This is a genomic window from Ectothiorhodospira lacustris (assembly GCF_022227845.1).
GTDB lineage: Bacteria > Pseudomonadota > Gammaproteobacteria > Ectothiorhodospirales > Ectothiorhodospiraceae > Ectothiorhodospira > Ectothiorhodospira lacustris.
In genome coordinates, this window is record NZ_JAJNQN010000010.1 from 26201 (window position 1) to 44252 (window position 18052).

The window sequence follows — 18052 nt, forward strand, 5'->3', positions numbered from 1 at the left end:
CCGGCGCCCGTTACCGGGCGTTGAACACCACGATGGTCTTGCCATGGGCCGTGATCAGCCCCTTTTCTTCCAATTCCTTGAGCACCCGACCGGCCATCTCCCGCGAGCATCCCACGATCTTGGCCAGCTCCTGTCGGGTGATGCGGATCTGCATCCCCTCGGGGTGGGTCAGGGCATCGGGTTGCTGGGCCAGCTCCATCAGGGTGCGGGCGATGCGTCCGGTGACATCCAGGAAGGCCAGGTCGATCACCTTGCGGCTGGTTTCGCGCAACCTGGCCGCCAGTTGGGTCGCCAGCAGGAACATGATCTGGGGGTCCTGCATGGCCAGATCAAGAAATTTGGGGTAGTGGATCTCGGCGGTTTCGGTAGCGGCTCGGGTCATCACTCCGGCGCTGCGGGCCTGGGCGGCAAAAATGCCCATTTCACCAAAAAACTGCCCCGGGTTGAGATAGGCCAGCACGATTTCATGGCCGTGCTCATCCTCTATGGTCACGCTGACCGAACCCTGGATGATATAGTACAGCGTTTCCGGTCGATCCCCGGCGTGAATGATGGTGGACCGGGCGGGATATTGTCGCCGATGACAATGAGATAGCAGTTTTTCCAGCGCCGGGTCAGGCATCTGCTTTTGCCTTGGCAACATGCTCATCGTCCACCTCATAGAGAAGGACCGGTGGGGTGCCGTCGTATTGTGACGGGTTGAATCGTTGGGGATCGTTGTTCTTTTTACCCCGCCACAGTTTATGGTAAAGCCCCCACCTTGTCGAATCAGAGGGTTTCAGCCCTCGTCAAAGAGGAACTCAGAAAGATGAAATCAAGGGTGAAGTGGGTGGACCACATGACTTTCGTGGCCGAGTCCGGTAGCGGTCATGCCGTGGTCATGGACGGGCCGCCGGAGTTTGGTGGACGGAATCTGGGTCCGCGCCCCATGGAGATGCTGCTGATGGGTATGGGGGGGTGTTCCGCCTTCGACGTGGTTCAAATCCTGCAGAAATCCCGTCAGGCCATCAGTGACTGCGAGGTCCTGCTGGAGGCCGAGCGTGCGGACACGGACCCCAAGGTCTTCACCCGCATCCATGCCCATTACGTCGTCACCGGTCGAAATCTTTCCGAGAAGCACGTGGCCCGGGCGGTCGAGCTTTCCGCGGAAAAATACTGCTCCGCCTCGATCATGCTGGGCAGGACCGCCGAGATCACCCATGACTTCGAGATCCGCGAGCCCGACTGATCCGTCTACCGGGAGGGAAGGGCACGGTGATAAACTGCCCCGGGGGCTGCACATCCACCAGGCAATACACGCGATGTGTCAGGAAGAATATTCCCGGGCATGCCGGTCCTGGTCTGTTGATTTGTGACGCAGCTCTCATTTATGCTCCTTTCGCGGGGCATTTTATTGATTGAGTCGGTTGCATTCCAGGCTGGTCTGGGGAGCAGGCAAGGGCCTTGGAGACCTGGGGTCGTGAAAAGGAGGAGCACGTGAACAAGCGTTGTCTGTCAGGCTTTGTGAGTCTTCTCGTTGTTTCGTTGCTGATCCTGGTGCTGAGCGGTTGCGCCACGAGGCACCCGCCACTGGAAACCGTGGAGTTTGCCGGCAGTCCCGATTACATCATCGGCCCGGGCGATAACGTCAATATCTTTATCTGGCGCCAGCCGGAGTTGTCCATGTCGGTGCCGGTCCGGCCCGACGGCAAGATCACTACCCCCCTCATCGAAGATGTTCCCGCCGCCAACAAGACCCCGACCCAACTGGCCCGGGACATGGAAGAAGTCCTGTCCGTCTATGTGCGTGACCCGGTGGTCACCGTGATCGTCACGGGATTCCGCGGACCCTTCGATCAGCAGATCCGGGTGGTGGGGCAGGCGGCCAATCCCCAGGCCATCCCCTATAACGAGAACATGACCCTGCTGGATGTCATGATCGCCGTGGGCGGGGTGACGGAATTTGCTGCCGGCAACCGTGCCTCCATCGTGCGCAACATCAACGGGGAGGCTCAGCAATTCAGGGTCCGTATCAATGACCTGATCAACAGGGGGGATATCCAGGCCAATGTGGCCGTGCTGCCCGGCGATATCCTCATCATTCCCGAGTCCTGGTTCTAAATAAATACACGATCTGTCCCGCAGGTGGGGGTAGCGCGGCGTCATCCCCGGCTTTCAGGTCGAGCCGGACTTACAGGGTGACGCCGTCCTGAGCCAATCTGCACGCTTCAGTAATACGCATGCCGGATCAGTGTTGTGCGGTATGCGAAGGCGAGGAGACCGCCATGCAGGAAATCATCTCTCAGATTCTGGGCTACTTGCGTGATATCTGGCGTTATCGCTGGGTGGTCCTGGTGGTCGCCTGGGTGGTGAGCTTGGCCGGCTGGCTCCATGTCTCCCAGATTCCGGATCAGTATCGCTCATCCGCCCAGGTGCATGTGGATACGGATTCCATGCTGCGTCCCCTGCTTCGGGGGCTGGCGGTGGACACCAACGTCTCCCAGCGGGTGGCCTTCATGACCCGCACCATGCTCACCGGCCCCAATCTGGAAGAGGTGGCCCGAGCCACGGATCTGCACCTCCAAGCCCATACCGATGCCGACATGCAGCGGATCGTCGGGCGGCTGCGCAGCGGCATCAGCATCTCTGCCGGGCGTCAGGACAACGTCTATACCATCGCCTACACCCACGGTAATCCACAGCATGCCTATGACGTGGTCCAGGCGTTGCTGAACCGTTTTGTGGAAGGGGCGTTGGGGGATTCCCGGACGGATACCGATGTGGCACGGCGTTTTCTGGATCAGCAAATCCGGGAATATGAGGAACGACTGATTGCCGCGGAGCGGCGCCTGGCGGACTTTCGTCGTGACAACGCAGGCATGATGCCCGGAGATCAGGGAGGATACTATTCTCGCCTGCAGCAAGCCCGCAATCTCCTTCAGGAAACCCAGCTGCGCCTGAGGGAAGCGGAGAACCGTCGTGACGAGATTCGCCGCCAGCTGGTAGGTGAGGAGCCCACCTTCGGCATCATGGGCGGTACCCGCACCACTCAGGCCACCGCCGCCATCGACGGTCGCATCCAGACTCTTCAGGCGCGCCTGGATGAGTTGTTGCTGACCTTCACGGAGCGACATCCGGACATTCAGAGTATCCGCCGCACCATCGAAGACCTGCAGGCCCAAAGGGAGGAGGAGATCCGCCTGGCCCGCCAGAGTGGCCCCAGCATGGAGCAACTGGACACCAACCCGGTATATCAGCAGATGCGCATGACCCTGTCCAACGCGGACGTGGAGATCGCCAGCCTGCGGGTACGCCTGCAGCAGCACCAGGGCGCAGTGGAGGAACTGCAGCGTCTGGTGGACATCATCCCCGATATCGAGGCGGAGATGACGCGGCTGGACCGGGACTACAACGTCAACCGTGAACAGTATGAGCAACTCCTGCGCCGCCGGGAGTCGGCCGCCCTGAGCCGCAGCGTTGAAGAGCGGGGCGAGCAGGTGCAGTTCCGGGTCATCGAACCGGCCCGGGTCCCGAGATCGCCCTCCGCCCCCAACCGTCCCGCCATGTTCTCCATGGCCCTGCTGGCGGGCCTGGGCCTCGGCGGTGGGCTGGCCTTTCTCATCGGCCAGCTCAGGCCGGTCTTCGACAACCGCCGCTCCCTCAACAAGGTCACGGGCTTCCCGGTGCTGGGCATGGTGAGTCTGCTCGCCAGCCCGAAGCGGCGCCTGCGCGAACGGATCGAACTCATATCCTTCGCCGGCGTAGGGGGGCTGCTGGTGGCGGCGTACTTCGCCGTGGTGGCGGCCGGCGGTATTCACCTGTCCATCGTTGAGAGGCTGCTGGGATGAGCGACAAACAGACCGATCTGAGCCTCATCGAAAAAGCAGTGCGTCGACTGGAGGCCAGGGACGACCCCAAGGACCGGCCCCACGGGGAAAACGATGTGCAAGCACGCCGACCGGCGGACCCCGGCGAGGCCATCCATAGGGATCAGGATAGTGACCGGGGCTCTGCGCGCGCGGTCACAATGCCGCCCTTTGAGCCCTTGCCGGACATTCCCCCTCCGCCGCCGGACGTGGATCTCACCTCGGACCGGTATGTGGAGCTGGATCTGGCCCACCTGCGCGAGCAGGGCTTCATCACCGCGAACTCCGAACGCAATCATGCTTCGGAAGAATTTCGCATGATCAAGCGCCCGTTGCTGGCTAATGCCTTCGGGCGCGGCGCCGAACTGGTCAAACACGGCAATCTGATCATGGTGACCAGTGCCAAATCGGGCGAAGGTAAGACCTTCACCGCCATCAACCTGGCCATGAGCATCGCCATGGAAATGGACAAGACGGTGCTGCTGGTGGATGCGGACGTGGGTCGGGCCAGAGTCCACCAGGTCCTGGGTACCCCCCAGGGGCCTGGGCTGATCGACCTGCTGCTGGACAAGGACCTGGACGTGGGTGACGTCATCATCAAGACCAACATCCCCAAGCTGCGGGTCATCCCCATGGGGCGTTACCACCCCCACTCCAATGAGCTGCTGGCCAGCGAAGAGATGCTCCGCCTCACCCGGGAGCTGGCGGACCGTTATCCGGACCGCGTGGTGATCTTCGATTCCCCACCGCTGCTCATGACCAGTGAGTCGGTGGTGGTGGCAGGCCTGGTGGGCCAGATCGTGTTCGTGGTCGAATCCAGCCGCACCTTGCAAAGCTCGGTCAAGGATGCCTTGGCCATGCTGGATAGCTCCAAGCCCATCGGGCTGGTACTGAACAAGGTCCGCCGCACCCTGGGCAACTACGGGTATGGGTATGGGTACGGCTATGGTTACCACGGCAAGTCCGATACCGCCAAGGAAACCCCGGCATGAAGATCACCCCGTTCGGCACCCTGTTAGGATCTCTGGCGCTGGTGCATGCCGGCGCCGTTCAGGCCGGGAGCTGGGACTTCACGCCCCGTGTCTCCGTGTCCCAGACCTATACGGACAACGTGAATCTGGCCGCTCGCGGGGAAGACAAGGAAAGTGATTCGGTCTCCCAACTCAATACCGGCTTTTCATTGCAGCGCGCCGGCGGACGTACCGACCTCTCCCTGGGCTACAACCTGCAGAGCCTGGCCTATTGGGATGATGACAGCCGCAATAACGTCTATCACCAGCTTGCAGGCACCAGCACCTCCACCCTGATCCGTGAAACCCTGTTTCTGGACGCCTCGGCCACCTACGGGCAGCAGCTGCTGGATGCCCGGGATGGATTTGCCGGTGACAACATCTCCACCGGTGCACGCTCCGATGTGGCCCGTTATTCACTGTCCCCCTACTGGCGCCAGGGGTTTGGCCGTTTCGCCGCGGGGGAGCTGCGCTACACCTGGGACCAGGTGGACTATCAGTCTGGAGGCATCACCGGCAATAACAGTGAGAACCAGCGGATTCAGGCCTCGCTGAACAGTGGTCCTCAGTTCACTACGGTGGCCTGGACCCTGTCCTATAGTTGGGACGAGTCCACCTATGACGACGGCACCGATGTCACTCTGGAATCCCTGGAGGCCCTGGTTCGATTGAACATCAGCCCTCAGTTCAGTGTCTATGCGGCGGGCGGTGAAGAACGTAACGAGTACAACCGGGCCGCCGGAACGGTGGATCCGGACGATAACTTCTGGCGCGCGGGATTCACCTGGTTGCCGGGACCTCGCACCAGCCTGGACGCCTTTTACGGTGAACGCTTCTTCGGTGATACCTACGGCCTGAGCTTCAGCCATCGCTTCCGCCATGCCACCTGGCAGGTGAATTACTCCGAGTCCATCACGTCCCTGAGCCGCATCGAGTTCGTGCCCATCGGCTTCATCGTGGTGGACGACGAGCTCCTGCTGATAGTTGATCCCCAGCTGGTACCCGATGCCTATATCTCCAAGCGCCTGGACGTCTCGGTGGCGGGACAGCGTTCCAAGCTTTCCTGGGGGCTTGCGGCCGCCCTGGAAGAGCGTCTCTACCAGACGGACCGGGGCGATCAGGAAATCAACAGCGTCAGCGCCAACCTGGGTTGGCGGGTCGCCCCGCGTACCCAGGCTACCCTGTCATCCCAGTGGCAGCGATCCGATTACGACCTGGACAGCCGCAAGGACGACCTGTGGAACGTGAGTCTGGGCGTCAGCCGCACCCTGGGGCCTTCCACATCGGCTACGCTGCAATACCGCTACCAGGAGCGTGACTCCAACCAGGAAGGTTTCGAGTACCAGGAGAACCGTATCACCGCCACCCTGAGCAGGACCTTCTAGGGCCCCCCATGTACGAAGCCTACTTCAACCTAGACCGCAAGCCCTTCCAGCTCAGCCCCGATCCCCAGTTCTTTTTCGGCAGTCGCATCCATAAGCGGGCCCTGGCCTATCTGCGATACGGTCTGAGCCAGGGAGAGGGGTTCATTGCCATCACCGGGGACGTGGGGACGGGCAAGACCACCCTGGTACGCATGCTGTTCAACGACATCTCCGAACGGGACTATTTCGCTGCTCAGATCGTGACCACTCAGCTCCACGCCGATGACCTGCTGCGCATGGTGGCCATGGCTTTCGGCATGCAGGTGGGCAGTGACAGCAAGGCCAACCTGCTCACCCGCATCGAGCGCTTCCTGGTGGACAAGTCCCGGGAAGGCAAGCGGGTTCTGTTGGTGATCGACGAGGCCCAGAACCTGCCGCCCCATGCCCTGGAAGAACTGCGCATGTTGTCCAACTTCCAGCTTGCCGGTCGGCCGCTGTTGCAGAGCTTTTTGCTGGGACAGAACCAGTTCCGGCGTACCCTGCAGATGGCCGAACTGGAACAGTTTCGCCAGCGCTTCATCGCCGCCTGCCATCTCACGCCGCTGTCACAGGAAGAGACCGAGGAATACATCCGTTACCGGCTGGAACATGCAGGCTGGAAGAACGACCCGGCCTTCGAGGCGGAGGCCTTTGCCGAGGTCTACCGGCAGACCCAGGGCATCCCCCGACGCATCAACAGTCTGGCGGATCGGCTGTTGCTGTATGCCTTTCTGGAGGAGCGCCACGAGATCAGTGCCGAGGTGGTGCAGACGGTGGCCAGGGAGCTGGGCGAAGAGATCAGCGCCATCTCGGAAGAGGTGGGCGTCGGGCCGGTGGAAGACAGCATGAACCGGGGCATCTATGACGGCCAGGGTCTGCCTGCCCACTATTCCTGGGGCAACATCGAGTTACGGGTATCCGCCCTGGAAAGCCGGATCCAGTCCCTGGAGAAGTCCTTTTACCGGGAGATCTCTTTGTTGCGGCGGGCAGTGAAGCATTTGATGAAGGAGTGATCTTCTTGCAGACAATCAGGGGAGGCAGTACCTCATGAACACAGCCGGACGCGCCCCCACCCACGGCATCCGCAACGCGATGACCGTGGACGTGGAAGACTACTTCCACGTCTCCGCCTTTGAAAACCACATCTGCCGTGGTACCTGGGACGAGCTCCCCTGCCGGGTGGACCGCAACGTGGACCGCATCCTCCAGCTCTTTGCGGACCACGACACCAAGGCCACCTTCTTCTACTTGGGCTGGGTGGCAAAACGCTATCCCGAACTGGTCCGGCGCACCCAGGCCGAAGGCCACGAGATCGCCAGCCATGGCTGGTCCCACATCCGAGCCACGGAACAGACCCCCGAGGCCTTCCGCCAGGACGTGAGCCGTACCCGGGCCTTGCTGGAAGACACCGTGGGCGCCCCGGTGCTGGGCTATCGGGCCGCCAGCTACTCGATCGGCCGCGACAACCTATGGACCCTGGACACCCTGCAGGAGACCGGTTACCGCTACAGCTCCAGCATCTATCCCGTTCACCACGACCTCTACGGGATGCCCGAGGCCCCCCGTTTCTCCTTCCGGCCGGGGCAGGGGGATCTGGTGGAGGTCCCCGTTACCACTGTGGAGATCCTGGGCAAGAAGCTCCCCTGCGGCGGCGGCGGTTATTTCCGCCTGCTGCCCTATGAAATCTCCCGCTGGGCCATCCAGCAGGTCAACCAGCGGGACCGGCAGGCTGCCGTGTTCTATTTTCATCCCTGGGAGATCGACCCCGAGCAACCCCGTCAGACCGGGCTCGGGCTCAAGACCCGGGTGCGTCATTACCTCAACCTGTCCCGCACCGAAGGCCGGCTCAAGCGGTTGCTGTCGGATTTTCAGTGGGGACGCATGGACCGGATTTTTCTTGAGCAGGCAGTGAATCCCGCATGAATGCAGTCATGGAGACCAAGGGCAGTGACGCCCGGACGGCACTGAACATCCGTCAACTCGAGGATGTTGACGAGGCCCGCTGGGATGCCTATGTCATGGCATGCCCGGAGGCCACTTTCTTCCACCGCAGCGGCTGGCGCCGGGTACTCCGGGAGGCCTTCGGGCACCCCAGCCATTTTCTGTATGCGGAACAGGACGGCCGGATTCGAGGCATCCTGCCCCTGGGGCATGTGAAGACCCTGCTGTTCGGCAATGCCCTCATCTCCATGCCCTTTTGCGTCTACGGCGGCGTGGCCGCCGACGACGAGGCCACGGCCGATACCCTGATCGAGGCGGCCCGGATGCTGGCGGAGGAACTGCAGGTGGATTATCTGGAGTTGCGCCATCTCCAGCGCCGCTGTCCCCAGTGGCCCTGCAAGGACGATCTCTACGTCACCTTCCGTAAACCCATCGAGCCGGAGGAAGAAGCCAACCTGCTGGCGATCCCGCGCAAGCAGCGGGCCATGGTGCGTAAAGGCATCAAGCACGGGCTCGTGTCCGGGTTCGAGGATGACGTATCCACGTTCTTTACCATCTACGCCGACAGCGTGCGTCGCCTGGGCACCCCCGTGTTCTCCCGCCGCTATTTCCAGTGCCTGCTGGACACCTTCGGTCAGGATGCCCGGATCCTCACCGTCACCCATCAGGACCAGCCGGTGAGCAGCGTGCTCAGCTTCTGCTTCCGCGACGAGGTGCTGCCCTATTACGGTGGCGGCATGCCCGCGGCCCGGGAACTGGCCGGATTCGATTTTCTCTATTGGGAAGTCATGCGCCACGCCTGCGCCACCGGTTATCGGTGCTTCGACTACGGTCGCAGCAAGCGGGGCACCGGCTCCTTCAGCTTCAAGAAGAACTGGGGCTTCCAGCCCCGGCCGCTCTACTACGAGTACCATCTGGTGAAGGCGGACGCCATCCCCGAGATCAACCCCCTGAATCCCAAGTACCGCCTCTTCATCGAGGCCTGGAAACGCCTGCCCACACCGGTGGCCAACCTCATCGGTCCCCGTCTCTCCCGAGGCCTGGGATGAACGGCACCACACGCCCGGCGCTGCTCTATCTGGTCCACCGGATCCCGTACCCGCCCAACAAGGGGGACAAGATCCGGTCATTCAACCTACTCAAGCATCTGGCGGGCCGCTACCGCATCCACTTGGGTGCTTTCGTGGACGATCCCCACGACTGGCGCTACCAAGAAGACGTCACCCGCCTGTGCGAGAGCACTTGCCTGCTGCCGTTGCGGCCGCCGCTGGCCAAGCTCGCGAGCCTGCGGGGGTTCATGGACGGACGCCCCCTGTCGGAGCCTTACTACGACAGCCGGCCCATGCGGCAATGGGTGCGCCGGATCCTGGATCAGGGCGTGGGACGGGTCCTGGTCTTCTCGTCCGCCATGGCCCAGTACCTGCGGCCGGAGGACCATGCCGGTCGCCGGGTGGTGGTGGATTTCGTCGATGTGGACTCCGATAAGTGGCGCCAGTACGCCGCTTCCCACCGTTTTCCCATGAACCGGATCTACGCCCGGGAATCTCGGTATCTACTGGACTTCGAGCGGCGCGTTGCGTCCCTGGCGGATGCAGGTGCCTTCGTCAGTGAGCAGGAAGCCGCCCTGTTCAGGACACTGGCCCCGGAATCGGCCGGTCGCATCCATGCCATCGACAACGGGGTAGATGTGGACTATTTCAGCCCGGCGCGTGAGTATCCCCGCCCGTACGGCGTGGGTGAGCAGCATCTGGTCTTCACCGGCGCCATGGACTACTGGGCCAACGTGGATGCGGTGTGCTGGTTTGCCCGGGAGGTCTTCCCCCTGGTGCGGCTGGAACATGGCGATGCCCGTTTCACCATTGTCGGCGCGAGGCCGGCCAGGGAAGTCAAGCAACTGGAGCAGATCGACGGCATCCAGGTCACGGGCGCGGTCAAGGATGTCCGTCCCTACCTGGCCCATGCGGAGGCGGCGGTGGCACCGCTGCGGATTGCCCGCGGGATCCAGAACAAGGTGCTGGAGGCCATGGCCATGGGCAAGCCCGTGCTGGTGACCCCTCAGGCCCTGGATGGACTGCGCGCCTGCCAGGGGCTGGAGTGGCCGGTGAGCGAGGACCCGGTCACCCTGGCCAGGATGGCCTGCGATGTCCTGTCCGGCGCCCTGTCCCCGGAACCGGGGCGGCTGGGGCGGGCCTGTGTCTGTGAACATTACAGCTGGGCCGAGCACATGGAGCGGTTCGTGACCTTGTTGGAGTCGCCATGACCACCAGTATCTCAACATCGGCTGAAAACACATCAGCAGCATCAGCGGCATCGGCAGCCCCCCGGACTCCGGACCTGTCATGGCCCCTGGCCCTGGGGCTCCTGGTCGCAGGCATGGGAGCCATGGTGCTCCTCTACTGGCCCAGCGTGCAGAAGTTGGTGCATATCTGGCTCAACTCGGATACCTATGCCCACGGCATGGTCATCCTGCCCATCAGCCTGTTCCTGGCCTGGCGCATGCGCCACCAACTGGCCGCGCTGACCCCGCGCCCCAGCTACCTGGGCATCCTGCTCATCGCCGCCCTGGGGCTGGGCTGGACCTTGGCTCGAGCCGCCGATGTCACCGTGGTCCAGACCTTCGTCGTGGTCGCCATGGTGCCCACCCTGGTCATCACCGTTCTGGGACTGGGCATCTCCCGGGCGCTGACGTTTCCCCTGGCCTATATCTTTTTCGCCTGGCCGGTGGGGAGCTTCCTGGTCCCCATCCTGCAGGACTACACCGCCTGGTTCACCGTGCTCATGCTGCGTCTGACGGGGCTGCCGGTCTACGCGGAAGGTTATTACATCAGCATTCCCGCCGGGGATTTCGTGGTGGCCGAGGTCTGCAGCGGCATCCGCTATCTCATCGCCTCGGTCGCCCTCGGGCTGGTCTATGCCTATCTGATCTACCGCAGCCTCTGGCGGCGGCTGGTGTTCACGGCCTTTGCCATCGTCATTCCCATCGTGGCCAATGGCCTGCGGGCCTACGGCATCATCATGATCGCTCACTGGACCGACATGGAGCACGCCGTGGGAGTGGACCACCTGATCTACGGGTGGCTGTTCTTCGGCGTGGTGATGTTCCTGCTGTTCTGGGTGGGCAGCCTGTTCCGGGAAGATGATCTCCCGCAGCCTGAGGACCAGCGCCGGGCAATGATGAAGGATGAGATGTCACCCTCCAAGGCAGCCGCCTCTCCCGTGTTCCTGCCCCTGACCCTGGCGGCCGTGGTGCTGGTCATGGCGCCCCTGGCCGAACTGGGGATCAACCAGCGCATGGCGGCCTTGGCCGGTGACCGTTATCCGGCGGCGCCCCAGGTCATGGGCTGGACCGCGCCCCGGCAGGATGAGACGCCCGCCTGGCAGCCCCGGTTTGCCGAGCCGGATTATCAATCCCAGCATGCCTACAGGTCTGAAAACGGGCATGAGCTGGCCCTGCATGTCCTGCACTATCACCATGATCAACCGGGTACGGATCTGATCACCCACGGCAACCGGATTTACGATGGTCAGACCTGGCGCCGGGTTTCCAACTCGGGGCGCACCGTGACCCTGCCCGGCGGCGAGCAACACGGGGTCCGTGAAACGATCCTGCGTGGTCCCGGAGATCGCGGGCGCATCGTCTGGCACTGGTACCAGGTGGCAGATCGTCCCACCGCCCGCCCCATTGAGGTGAAGCTCTTGGAGGCCTGGGCCCGGCTCAGTGGCCATCGGGACGGCTCGCTGTTGGTGGCTGTGACCACGGAGTTCCAGCTCACTCCCGACGAGGGGCGTGTCGTATTGCAGGAATTTCTCATCCGCATGCCCGGACTGATTGACGTGGAATACCGGCCGGAGTCAGGCTCATGACCGACGGCCCGCGGGGGGCACCGCCGCTGGTAGCCCACATCATTCATCGTCTGGACGTGGGCGGCATGGAGAACGGTCTGGTCAACCTGATCAACCACATGCCGGCGGATCGCTACCGTCATGCCATCGTGTGCATGACGGACTACACCGATTTCAGTCGCCGCATTCGCCGCGACGACGTGACGCTGCATGCCCTGCACAAGCAGGAGGGTAAGGACCTCAAGGTCCATGGCCGGCTCTGGCGGTTCCTGCGCCGACAGCGGCCGGACATTGTCCATACCCGCAACATGGCCACCCTGGAGACCCAGGCCATTGCCGCCCTGGCGGGGGTGGGGCGGCGTGTCCATGGCGAACATGGCTGGGACATCGGTGACCTGGACGGCTCCAGGGCCAAAACCCGGCACCTGCGTCGTCTGTTCCGGCCCCTGGTGGGCCAGTACATCGCCCTGTCCCGGCACCAGCTGGGTTATCTGTCGCAAGAGATCGGCGTGGCGCCGGCCCGTTTGAACCACATCTGCAACGGGGTGGATGTCACCCGTTTTTCCCCCCGGGACAAGACCCAGGCCCGATCCGTTCTGCCGGAGGGATTCGCGCCCCCGGAGGCCGTCGTCATCGGTGCGGTCATGCGGATGCAAGCGGTCAAGTCCCCGGACATTCTGGTGGCGGCCGTGCTTGCCCTGCTGAGGCGGGATGAAGGGCTGAAGCGCAGGCTGCGTCTGGTGATGATCGGAGACGGTCCTCTGCGGGAAGGGCTGCAGGCCCGTCTGCGGGAAGCCGGTGTTGCCGACCTGGCCTGGCTGCCCGGCAACCGTGATGACATTCCCGACCTGATGGCGGCGATGGACCTTTGTGTGGTGCCTTCCCTGGCGGAAGGTATCTGTAACACCATATTGGAGGCCATGGCCACCGGCCTGCCGGTGATCGGCACGGCGGTGGGGGGCAATCCCGATCTGATCGAGCCGGGGCAGACCGGGACCCTGGTCCCCGCCGGCGATCCCGAGGCCCTGGCCGACGCCCTGGGTGGCTATCTGGACGACCTGGCCCTGGCCCGACGCCACGGCAGCATCGCCAGGGAGCGGGCGCAGCAGCGCTACAGCCTGGAAGCCATGGTGCAGGGCTACCTAGACGTCTATGACAAGTTCACTATGCCCTCAAGTCAGGGGGCATGAGGGGGCACAAGCCATACTCGACTCGCGAGGGTGACCCTTGGCCGCGAACAGGGATGGTGAAGACATATTCCTGCCAGGGACGCCCTGAATCGGTCATTCCCGCGAATGCGGGAATCCAAATACCACGTCATTCCCGCGAACGCGGGAATCCAGCGTCATGGCCGGTACGGGTTCGCAGCAATACCACGTTATTCCCGCGAATGCGGGAATCCAGTCGGGGGCGGAGAACCTGGGCTCCCGCTTTCGCGGGAGTGACGAGGGGAAGGGGCGGGAATGACGAGGTGATGGGGCGGGAGTGACGAGGGGGCGGGAGTGGTGAAGGGCAGGAGGAGTGACGGAACAGGGGTATGCGCCTGACTTGTGGGAGCGGCCCTTGGCCGCGAACAGGGGCGATGGTGAAGGCAGTCTCCTGTAGGGTTTATTTCATCGTGAACAAGAGACAAAAACATGTGCGGCATCACCGGGATCTTCGACACCCAAGGCCAGGCCTCCATCAACCGGGCTCTGCTGGAACGTATGAACCAGACCCAGTTCCACCGAGGCCCCGATGAAGGCGGCGTCCACCTGGAACCCGGGGTCGGGCTGGCCCACCGCCGACTGTCCATCATCGACCTCTCCAGCGGCCAGCAGCCCCTGTTCAACGAAGACCATACCGTGGCCGTCACCTACAACGGTGAGATATACAACTTCCCGGCACTGACCCAAACCCTCAAGGCCGCCGGACACACCTTCCGCACCCATTGCGACACCGAAGTCATCGTCCACGCCTGGGAAGAATGGGGCGAAGACTGCGTGCGTCACTTTCGCGGCATGTTCGCCTTCGCCGTCTGGGACCGCAACCGCCAAAGCCTGTTCCTGGCCCGGGACCGCCTGGGCATCAAACCCGTCTACTACGCCCATCTGCCCAATGGGCAGTGCATTTTCGCCTCCGAACTCAAAGCCCTGATGGCCCACCCGGATCTGCCCCGGTCGCTGGACCCCCGGGCGGTGGACGAATATTTCGCCTATGGCTACGTGCCCGAGCCACGCACCATCTACCAGGGCGTACACAAGCTGCCCCCCGGCCACACCCTGCTGCTGCAGCGGGGTCGCACACCGGGGGAGCCGCGGGAATACTGGGATGTGCCGTTCCAGCCCCATGCCCCCATGGGTGAGGCCCAGGCGATGGAGGAACTGGTGGAACGCCTGCGCGAAGCGGTACGTATCCGCCTGGTGGCCGAGGTACCCCTGGGGGCCTTCCTGTCCGGCGGCGTGGACTCCAGCGCCGTGGTGGCCATGATGGCGGGCCTGATGGACGACCCGGTCAAGACCTGCTCCATCGGCTTCAGCGACCCCCGCTACGACGAGTCCGCCCATGCCGCCCAGGTGGCCGAGCGCTACCATACCAGCCACCGGCAGCGGCAGGTGGACCCGGACGACTTCAGCCTGTTGGACCGGCTGGCGGATCTCTACGACGAACCCTTTGCCGACAGCTCGGCCCTGCCCACTTACCGGGTCTGCGAACTGGCCCGGCAGGACGTCACCGTGGCCCTGTCGGGGGATGGCGGGGATGAGACCCTGGCCGGATACCGGCGTTACCGATTCCATCTACAGGAGGAACGGGTGCGCAACCATCTGCCCCTGGGGTTGCGGCGTCCCCTGTTCGGCACCCTGGGACGGATATATCCCAAGCTGGACCAGGCCCCGCGGATGTTCCGCGCCCGCGCCACCTTTCAGGCCCTGGCCCGAGACGCGGTGGAGGGGTATTTCAACAACATCGCCGTCATTCGTGACGAGCAGCGCCTGAAGCTTTACAGCCCCGCCTTCCGGCGGCAACTGGAGGGACACACGGCGGTGGACGTGCTGCGCCGCCACGCCGCCCGTGCCCCGGTGGAAGACCCCCTGTCCCTGGTTCAGTACCTGGACATGAAGACCTATTTGCCCGGCGACATCCTTACCAAGGTGGACCGAGCCAGCATGGCCCATGCTCTGGAGGTACGGGTGCCCATCCTGGATCATCCCCTGGTGGAATGGATCTCGGGCCTGCCGCCGTCGCTCAAGCTCCGGGGCGGGGAAGGGAAGTACCTGCTGAAGAAGGCGATGGAGCCGCACCTGCCCAGCGATATCCTGTACCGGCGCAAGCAGGGCTTTGCCGTGCCCCTGGACCAGTGGTTCCGCGGTCCCCTGAAACAGCGCCTGCAGGACACCATCCTCGGCGACCGGTTGCAGGATGCCGGCCTTTTTGAGATGAGCACCCTCCGGCATCTGGTGGATGCCCATGTGAGCGGGTGCCGGGATTACAGTGCCCCCCTGTGGTCCCTGTTCATGTTCGAGGCGTTTTTGCGGCGCAACGAGGGCTGAGCGTCACCGTCCCCTTCCGTCATTCCCGCCCTTTTCCGTCACTCCCGCCTTCCTCCGTCACTCCCGCGAACGCGGGAGTCCATGCCCCCCCCATCCTTGACTGGATTCCCGCGTTCGCGGGAATGACGGGGGCCGTGAATGGGTTCCCGCTTTCGTGGGAATGACGGGGGCCGTGAATGGATTCCCGCGTTCGCGGGAATGACGAGACTGGCCCATTGCCGTCACTCCCGCCCTTTCTTCCGTCACTCCCTCTCTTTCCTTCCGTCACTCCCGCGAAAGCGGGAGTCCAGGCTTTTTAAGCCGAGATACGATCGTCGATCAGCTCCCGCAGCATCTGCGCGCCGTTGCGGATCATCTCTTCCGTGGTCACCCAGTTCACACAGGCGTCGGTGATGGAACAGCCGTAGCGCAGCCGGGTGCGATCCGCGGTCAGCGGTTGATTGCCCGCCTCCAAGAAGCTTTCGACCATCAGCCCCACGATGGAACGGTTACCCTCCCGAATCTGGTGCAACACGTCCTTCATTACCAGAGGCTGCAGTTCCGGGTTCTTGGAGGAATTGGCGTGGGAGCAGTCCACCACGATATTCCGGGGGATTCCCGCCTTTTCCAGGGCCTGCTCAGCCAGGGCCACGGAGACGGTGTCATAGTTGGGTTGCCCGTTGCCGCCGCGCAGCACCAGATGCCCGTAACGGTTGCCCCGGGTGCGCAGAATCACCGACTGCCCGTCATTGCCGATGCCCAGGAAACTGTGGGGACTGCCGGCTGACAGTATGGCGTTGATCGCCACGCTCAGGTCCCCGTCGGTGCCGTTCTTGAAGCCCACGGGGGTGGACAGGCCCGAGGACATCTCCCGGTGGGTCTGGGATTCCGCCGTGCGTGCGCCGATGGCCGTCCAGGCGATCAGATCGCCGTAGTACTGGGGCGCAATGGGGTCCAGGGCCTCGGTGGCCGCCGGCAGGCCCAGCTCATTGATGTCCATCAGGAAGCGCCGTGCCTTGGCCATCCCCTCATCGATCCGGAAGGTGTCATCCAGGTAGGGATCGTTGATGAATCCCTTCCAGCCCACGGCGGTGCGGGGCTTTTCGAAATAGACCCGCATCACCAGCAGCATGACATCCGATACCTCGTCCGCCAGCGCCTTCAGGCGCCGCGCATAGTCCATGCCAGCCTCGGGATCGTGGATGGAGCAGGGACCCACCACCACGAACAGGCGCGGGTCCCGGTGATCCAGGATATCGCACAGGGTCTTGCGCCCGGTGAGGACGGTGCGGGCCGCGGCATCGGACAGGGGGAACTGTGTCTTGATCTCCCGGGGGGAGGGCATGTAGTCCATGGCGGCGATGTTGAGGTTTTCGGTCTGAGCTGTGGTCATGCGGATAATCCGGCGTAAAAGGGTGACAATCTTGACAGTCTAACGCGAAAATGCATTGCATTGTGCAATGCGGTTCCAAGCCTCAAACTATCAGCCCGCCCAGAATTTTCCCGAAGATTTCATGCCCCGCCCAAAATTCGAAGAACAATGGCGTCAGCGCTTCATTCAGCGCGGTACGGTCTGTCAGGATGACGCCGACATCGCCGGCTGGACGCGGTCCGGGCTGGAGGCCCGGCTGAGAAACTTTCAGCGCCTCTGGCCGGGGGATGTGCCGGGCGCCCTGTGGCTGGATGTGGGCTGCGGGGCCGGCAGTTATACTCGCTATCTGGCGGAGCAGGGCGTCAGTCCCATCGGCATGGACTACTCCCTGCCCTCGGTAGGGAAGGCCCGGGCACGCAGTCCGGCGGCGGTGACCTGGGCCGTGGGGGATGTGACTCAGCTGGCGATCCGCCCCGCCTCCCTGGACGGTGTCCTGTGCTTTGGTGTGATGCAGGCCCTGTCGCGGCCGGAGCAGGCGGTAGCAGAACTGGTGGGAAGTGTTAGAGATGGTGGCGAGGTGTGGGTCGATGCCCTCAATCGTGACTGCCTGTTCACGCGGATCAAGCAGGTCGTTGCCCGATTGCGCCGGCGCCCCTTGGGCTTGCGTTATGACACCCCTGGCGAACTGTCATCCTGGATGAGGCGCCACGGCGCCAGGGAGGTAGAGATCCACTGGATCCCGATTCTTCCCGCACGTCTGCAAGGGCTCCAGCCCTGGGTGGAGAGCGGGTCGTTTCGGGCCCTTCTGTCCCGCTTGCCCGTGTTGGGTTCTCTGCTGAGCCATGCCGTACTCATTCGGGCGCGAGTGTAACCCGGCTCCGGCTGCTTGCATTGGGGCGCTGTGGTCTGAGGTGTCACCGGATTGCCTGTCGGAACTGTTTACAGCTTATCAAACGCTCGGATTCGGTCTGTTGGTGCGGTCTGCCCCCCGTCCGTCCGGCGAAGATTTCAGTGGTTATCGGCTTCTGAAGGAAGCAGATGCTTGAGATGGGTGTAGGCTTTTTTTACAGGTGGCCTCAGAACTTAAGTCTGAGTAGCACGTTGGTGCCTTGGTTTATTTGAAGTGCAT

The 18052-nt window shown here is 63.2% G+C and carries 15 protein-coding genes; 13 read left to right on the forward strand and 2 right to left on the reverse strand.

Features of this window, described 5'->3' with window-relative positions; all coding sequences use genetic code 11:
• Window positions 1–10: 10 nt before the first annotated feature.
• Complete coding sequence (gene crp / locus LQ956_RS08615) at window positions 11–649, reverse strand: cAMP-activated global transcriptional regulator CRP (protein WP_238629806.1); 639 nt, start codon at window positions 647–649, stop codon at window positions 11–13.
• A 159-nt stretch (window positions 650–808) separates the two neighbouring features.
• On the opposite strand from crp, the gene LQ956_RS08620 reads away from it, so the two are divergent.
• The 12 genes from LQ956_RS08620 (at window position 809) to LQ956_RS08675 (ending at window position 15572) form a co-directional block, all read left to right on the forward strand.
• Window positions 809–1228 (forward strand): OsmC family protein, encoded by a 420-nt coding sequence (locus LQ956_RS08620; RefSeq protein WP_238629807.1) that lies wholly within the window; start codon window positions 809–811, stop codon window positions 1226–1228.
• Window positions 1229–1476: 248 nt separating this feature from the next.
• Window positions 1477–2100 (forward strand): XrtA/PEP-CTERM system exopolysaccharide export protein, encoded by a 624-nt coding sequence (locus LQ956_RS08625; RefSeq protein ID WP_238629808.1) that lies wholly within the window; start codon window positions 1477–1479, stop codon window positions 2098–2100.
• Between the two features lie 164 nt (window positions 2101–2264).
• Window positions 2265–3827, forward strand: a complete 1563-nt coding sequence (locus tag LQ956_RS08630) for an XrtA system polysaccharide chain length determinant (RefSeq protein ID WP_238629809.1) — start codon at window positions 2265–2267, stop codon at window positions 3825–3827.
• Window positions 3824–4837, forward strand: coding sequence for an XrtA-associated tyrosine autokinase (locus LQ956_RS08635; RefSeq protein WP_238622424.1), 1014 nt, complete (start codon window positions 3824–3826; stop codon window positions 4835–4837). The genes LQ956_RS08630 and LQ956_RS08635 overlap by 4 nt, the downstream gene beginning before the upstream one ends.
• Window positions 4834–6240: a TIGR03016 family PEP-CTERM system-associated outer membrane protein gene (locus tag LQ956_RS08640; RefSeq protein ID WP_238629810.1), complete on the forward strand. Its 1407-nt coding sequence runs from the start codon at window positions 4834–4836 to the stop codon at window positions 6238–6240. Before LQ956_RS08635 ends, LQ956_RS08640 begins: the two co-directional genes overlap by 4 nt.
• An 8-nt stretch (window positions 6241–6248) precedes the next feature.
• Entirely contained in the window at window positions 6249–7271 is a 1023-nt protein-coding gene (locus LQ956_RS08645; RefSeq protein ID WP_238622426.1) for an XrtA/PEP-CTERM system-associated ATPase, read from the forward strand.
• 34 nt (window positions 7272–7305) lie between these two features.
• A complete protein-coding gene (locus LQ956_RS08650) occupies window positions 7306–8181 on the forward strand; it encodes an XrtA system polysaccharide deacetylase (protein WP_238629811.1) in 876 nt (291 codons plus the stop codon).
• Window positions 8178–9248 carry a FemAB family XrtA/PEP-CTERM system-associated protein gene (locus LQ956_RS08655; RefSeq protein WP_238629812.1) on the forward strand — a complete coding sequence of 357 codons (1071 nt, stop codon included), beginning with the start codon at window positions 8178–8180 and terminating at the stop codon, window positions 9246–9248. The genes LQ956_RS08650 and LQ956_RS08655 overlap by 4 nt, the downstream gene beginning before the upstream one ends.
• The gene (locus tag LQ956_RS08660) at window positions 9245–10459 is read left to right on the forward strand and encodes a TIGR03087 family PEP-CTERM/XrtA system glycosyltransferase (RefSeq protein WP_238629813.1); all 1215 of its coding nucleotides are present in this window, start codon (window positions 9245–9247) and stop codon (window positions 10457–10459) included. The genes LQ956_RS08655 and LQ956_RS08660 overlap by 4 nt, the downstream gene beginning before the upstream one ends.
• Window positions 10456–12063, forward strand: a complete 1608-nt coding sequence (gene xrtA / locus LQ956_RS08665; protein ID WP_238629814.1) for an exosortase A — start codon at window positions 10456–10458, stop codon at window positions 12061–12063. Before LQ956_RS08660 ends, xrtA begins: the two co-directional genes overlap by 4 nt.
• Window positions 12060–13232 (forward strand): TIGR03088 family PEP-CTERM/XrtA system glycosyltransferase, encoded by a 1173-nt coding sequence (locus LQ956_RS08670; protein WP_238629815.1) that lies wholly within the window; start codon window positions 12060–12062, stop codon window positions 13230–13232. The genes xrtA and LQ956_RS08670 overlap by 4 nt, the downstream gene beginning before the upstream one ends.
• A 447-nt stretch (window positions 13233–13679) precedes the next feature.
• The gene (locus tag LQ956_RS08675) at window positions 13680–15572 is read left to right on the forward strand and encodes an XrtA/PEP-CTERM system amidotransferase (protein WP_238629816.1); all 1893 of its coding nucleotides are present in this window, start codon (window positions 13680–13682) and stop codon (window positions 15570–15572) included.
• Window positions 15573–15867: 295 nt separating this feature from the next.
• On the opposite strand, the gene LQ956_RS08680 is transcribed toward LQ956_RS08675, so the two are convergent.
• On the reverse strand, window positions 15868–16944 hold the full coding sequence (locus tag LQ956_RS08680) for a 3-deoxy-7-phosphoheptulonate synthase (RefSeq protein WP_238629817.1): 1077 nt from the start codon (window positions 16942–16944) through the stop codon (window positions 15868–15870).
• Between the two features lie 121 nt (window positions 16945–17065).
• Here LQ956_RS08680 and LQ956_RS08685 point away from each other — a divergent pair, with 121 nt between their 5' ends.
• Window positions 17066–17794, forward strand: coding sequence for a class I SAM-dependent methyltransferase (locus tag LQ956_RS08685; protein ID WP_238629818.1), 729 nt, complete (start codon window positions 17066–17068; stop codon window positions 17792–17794).
• The last annotated feature ends 258 nt before the right edge of the window (window positions 17795–18052 follow it).

Coding starts and splice junctions, on each gene's coding strand:
- LQ956_RS08655 (WP_238629812.1), top strand. CDS start 8,178: ATGAATGCAGTCATGGAGACCAAGGGCAGTGACGCCCGGACGGCACTG.
- LQ956_RS08640 (WP_238629810.1), top strand. CDS start 4,834: ATGAAGATCACCCCGTTCGGCACCCTGTTAGGATCTCTGGCGCTGGTG.
- LQ956_RS08670 (WP_238629815.1), top strand. CDS start 12,060: ATGACCGACGGCCCGCGGGGGGCACCGCCGCTGGTAGCCCACATCATT.
- LQ956_RS08645 (WP_238622426.1), top strand. CDS start 6,249: ATGTACGAAGCCTACTTCAACCTAGACCGCAAGCCCTTCCAGCTCAGC.
- xrtA (WP_238629814.1), top strand. CDS start 10,456: ATGACCACCAGTATCTCAACATCGGCTGAAAACACATCAGCAGCATCA.
- LQ956_RS08620 (WP_238629807.1), top strand. CDS start 809: ATGAAATCAAGGGTGAAGTGGGTGGACCACATGACTTTCGTGGCCGAG.
- LQ956_RS08680 (WP_238629817.1), bottom strand. CDS start 16,944: ATGACCACAGCTCAGACCGAAAACCTCAACATCGCCGCCATGGACTAC.
- LQ956_RS08685 (WP_238629818.1), top strand. CDS start 17,066: ATGCCCCGCCCAAAATTCGAAGAACAATGGCGTCAGCGCTTCATTCAG.
- LQ956_RS08630 (WP_238629809.1), top strand. CDS start 2,265: ATGCAGGAAATCATCTCTCAGATTCTGGGCTACTTGCGTGATATCTGG.
- LQ956_RS08650 (WP_238629811.1), top strand. CDS start 7,306: ATGAACACAGCCGGACGCGCCCCCACCCACGGCATCCGCAACGCGATG.
- LQ956_RS08660 (WP_238629813.1), top strand. CDS start 9,245: ATGAACGGCACCACACGCCCGGCGCTGCTCTATCTGGTCCACCGGATC.
- LQ956_RS08675 (WP_238629816.1), top strand. CDS start 13,680: ATGTGCGGCATCACCGGGATCTTCGACACCCAAGGCCAGGCCTCCATC.
- LQ956_RS08635 (WP_238622424.1), top strand. CDS start 3,824: ATGAGCGACAAACAGACCGATCTGAGCCTCATCGAAAAAGCAGTGCGT.
- crp (WP_238629806.1), bottom strand. CDS start 649: ATGAGCATGTTGCCAAGGCAAAAGCAGATGCCTGACCCGGCGCTGGAA.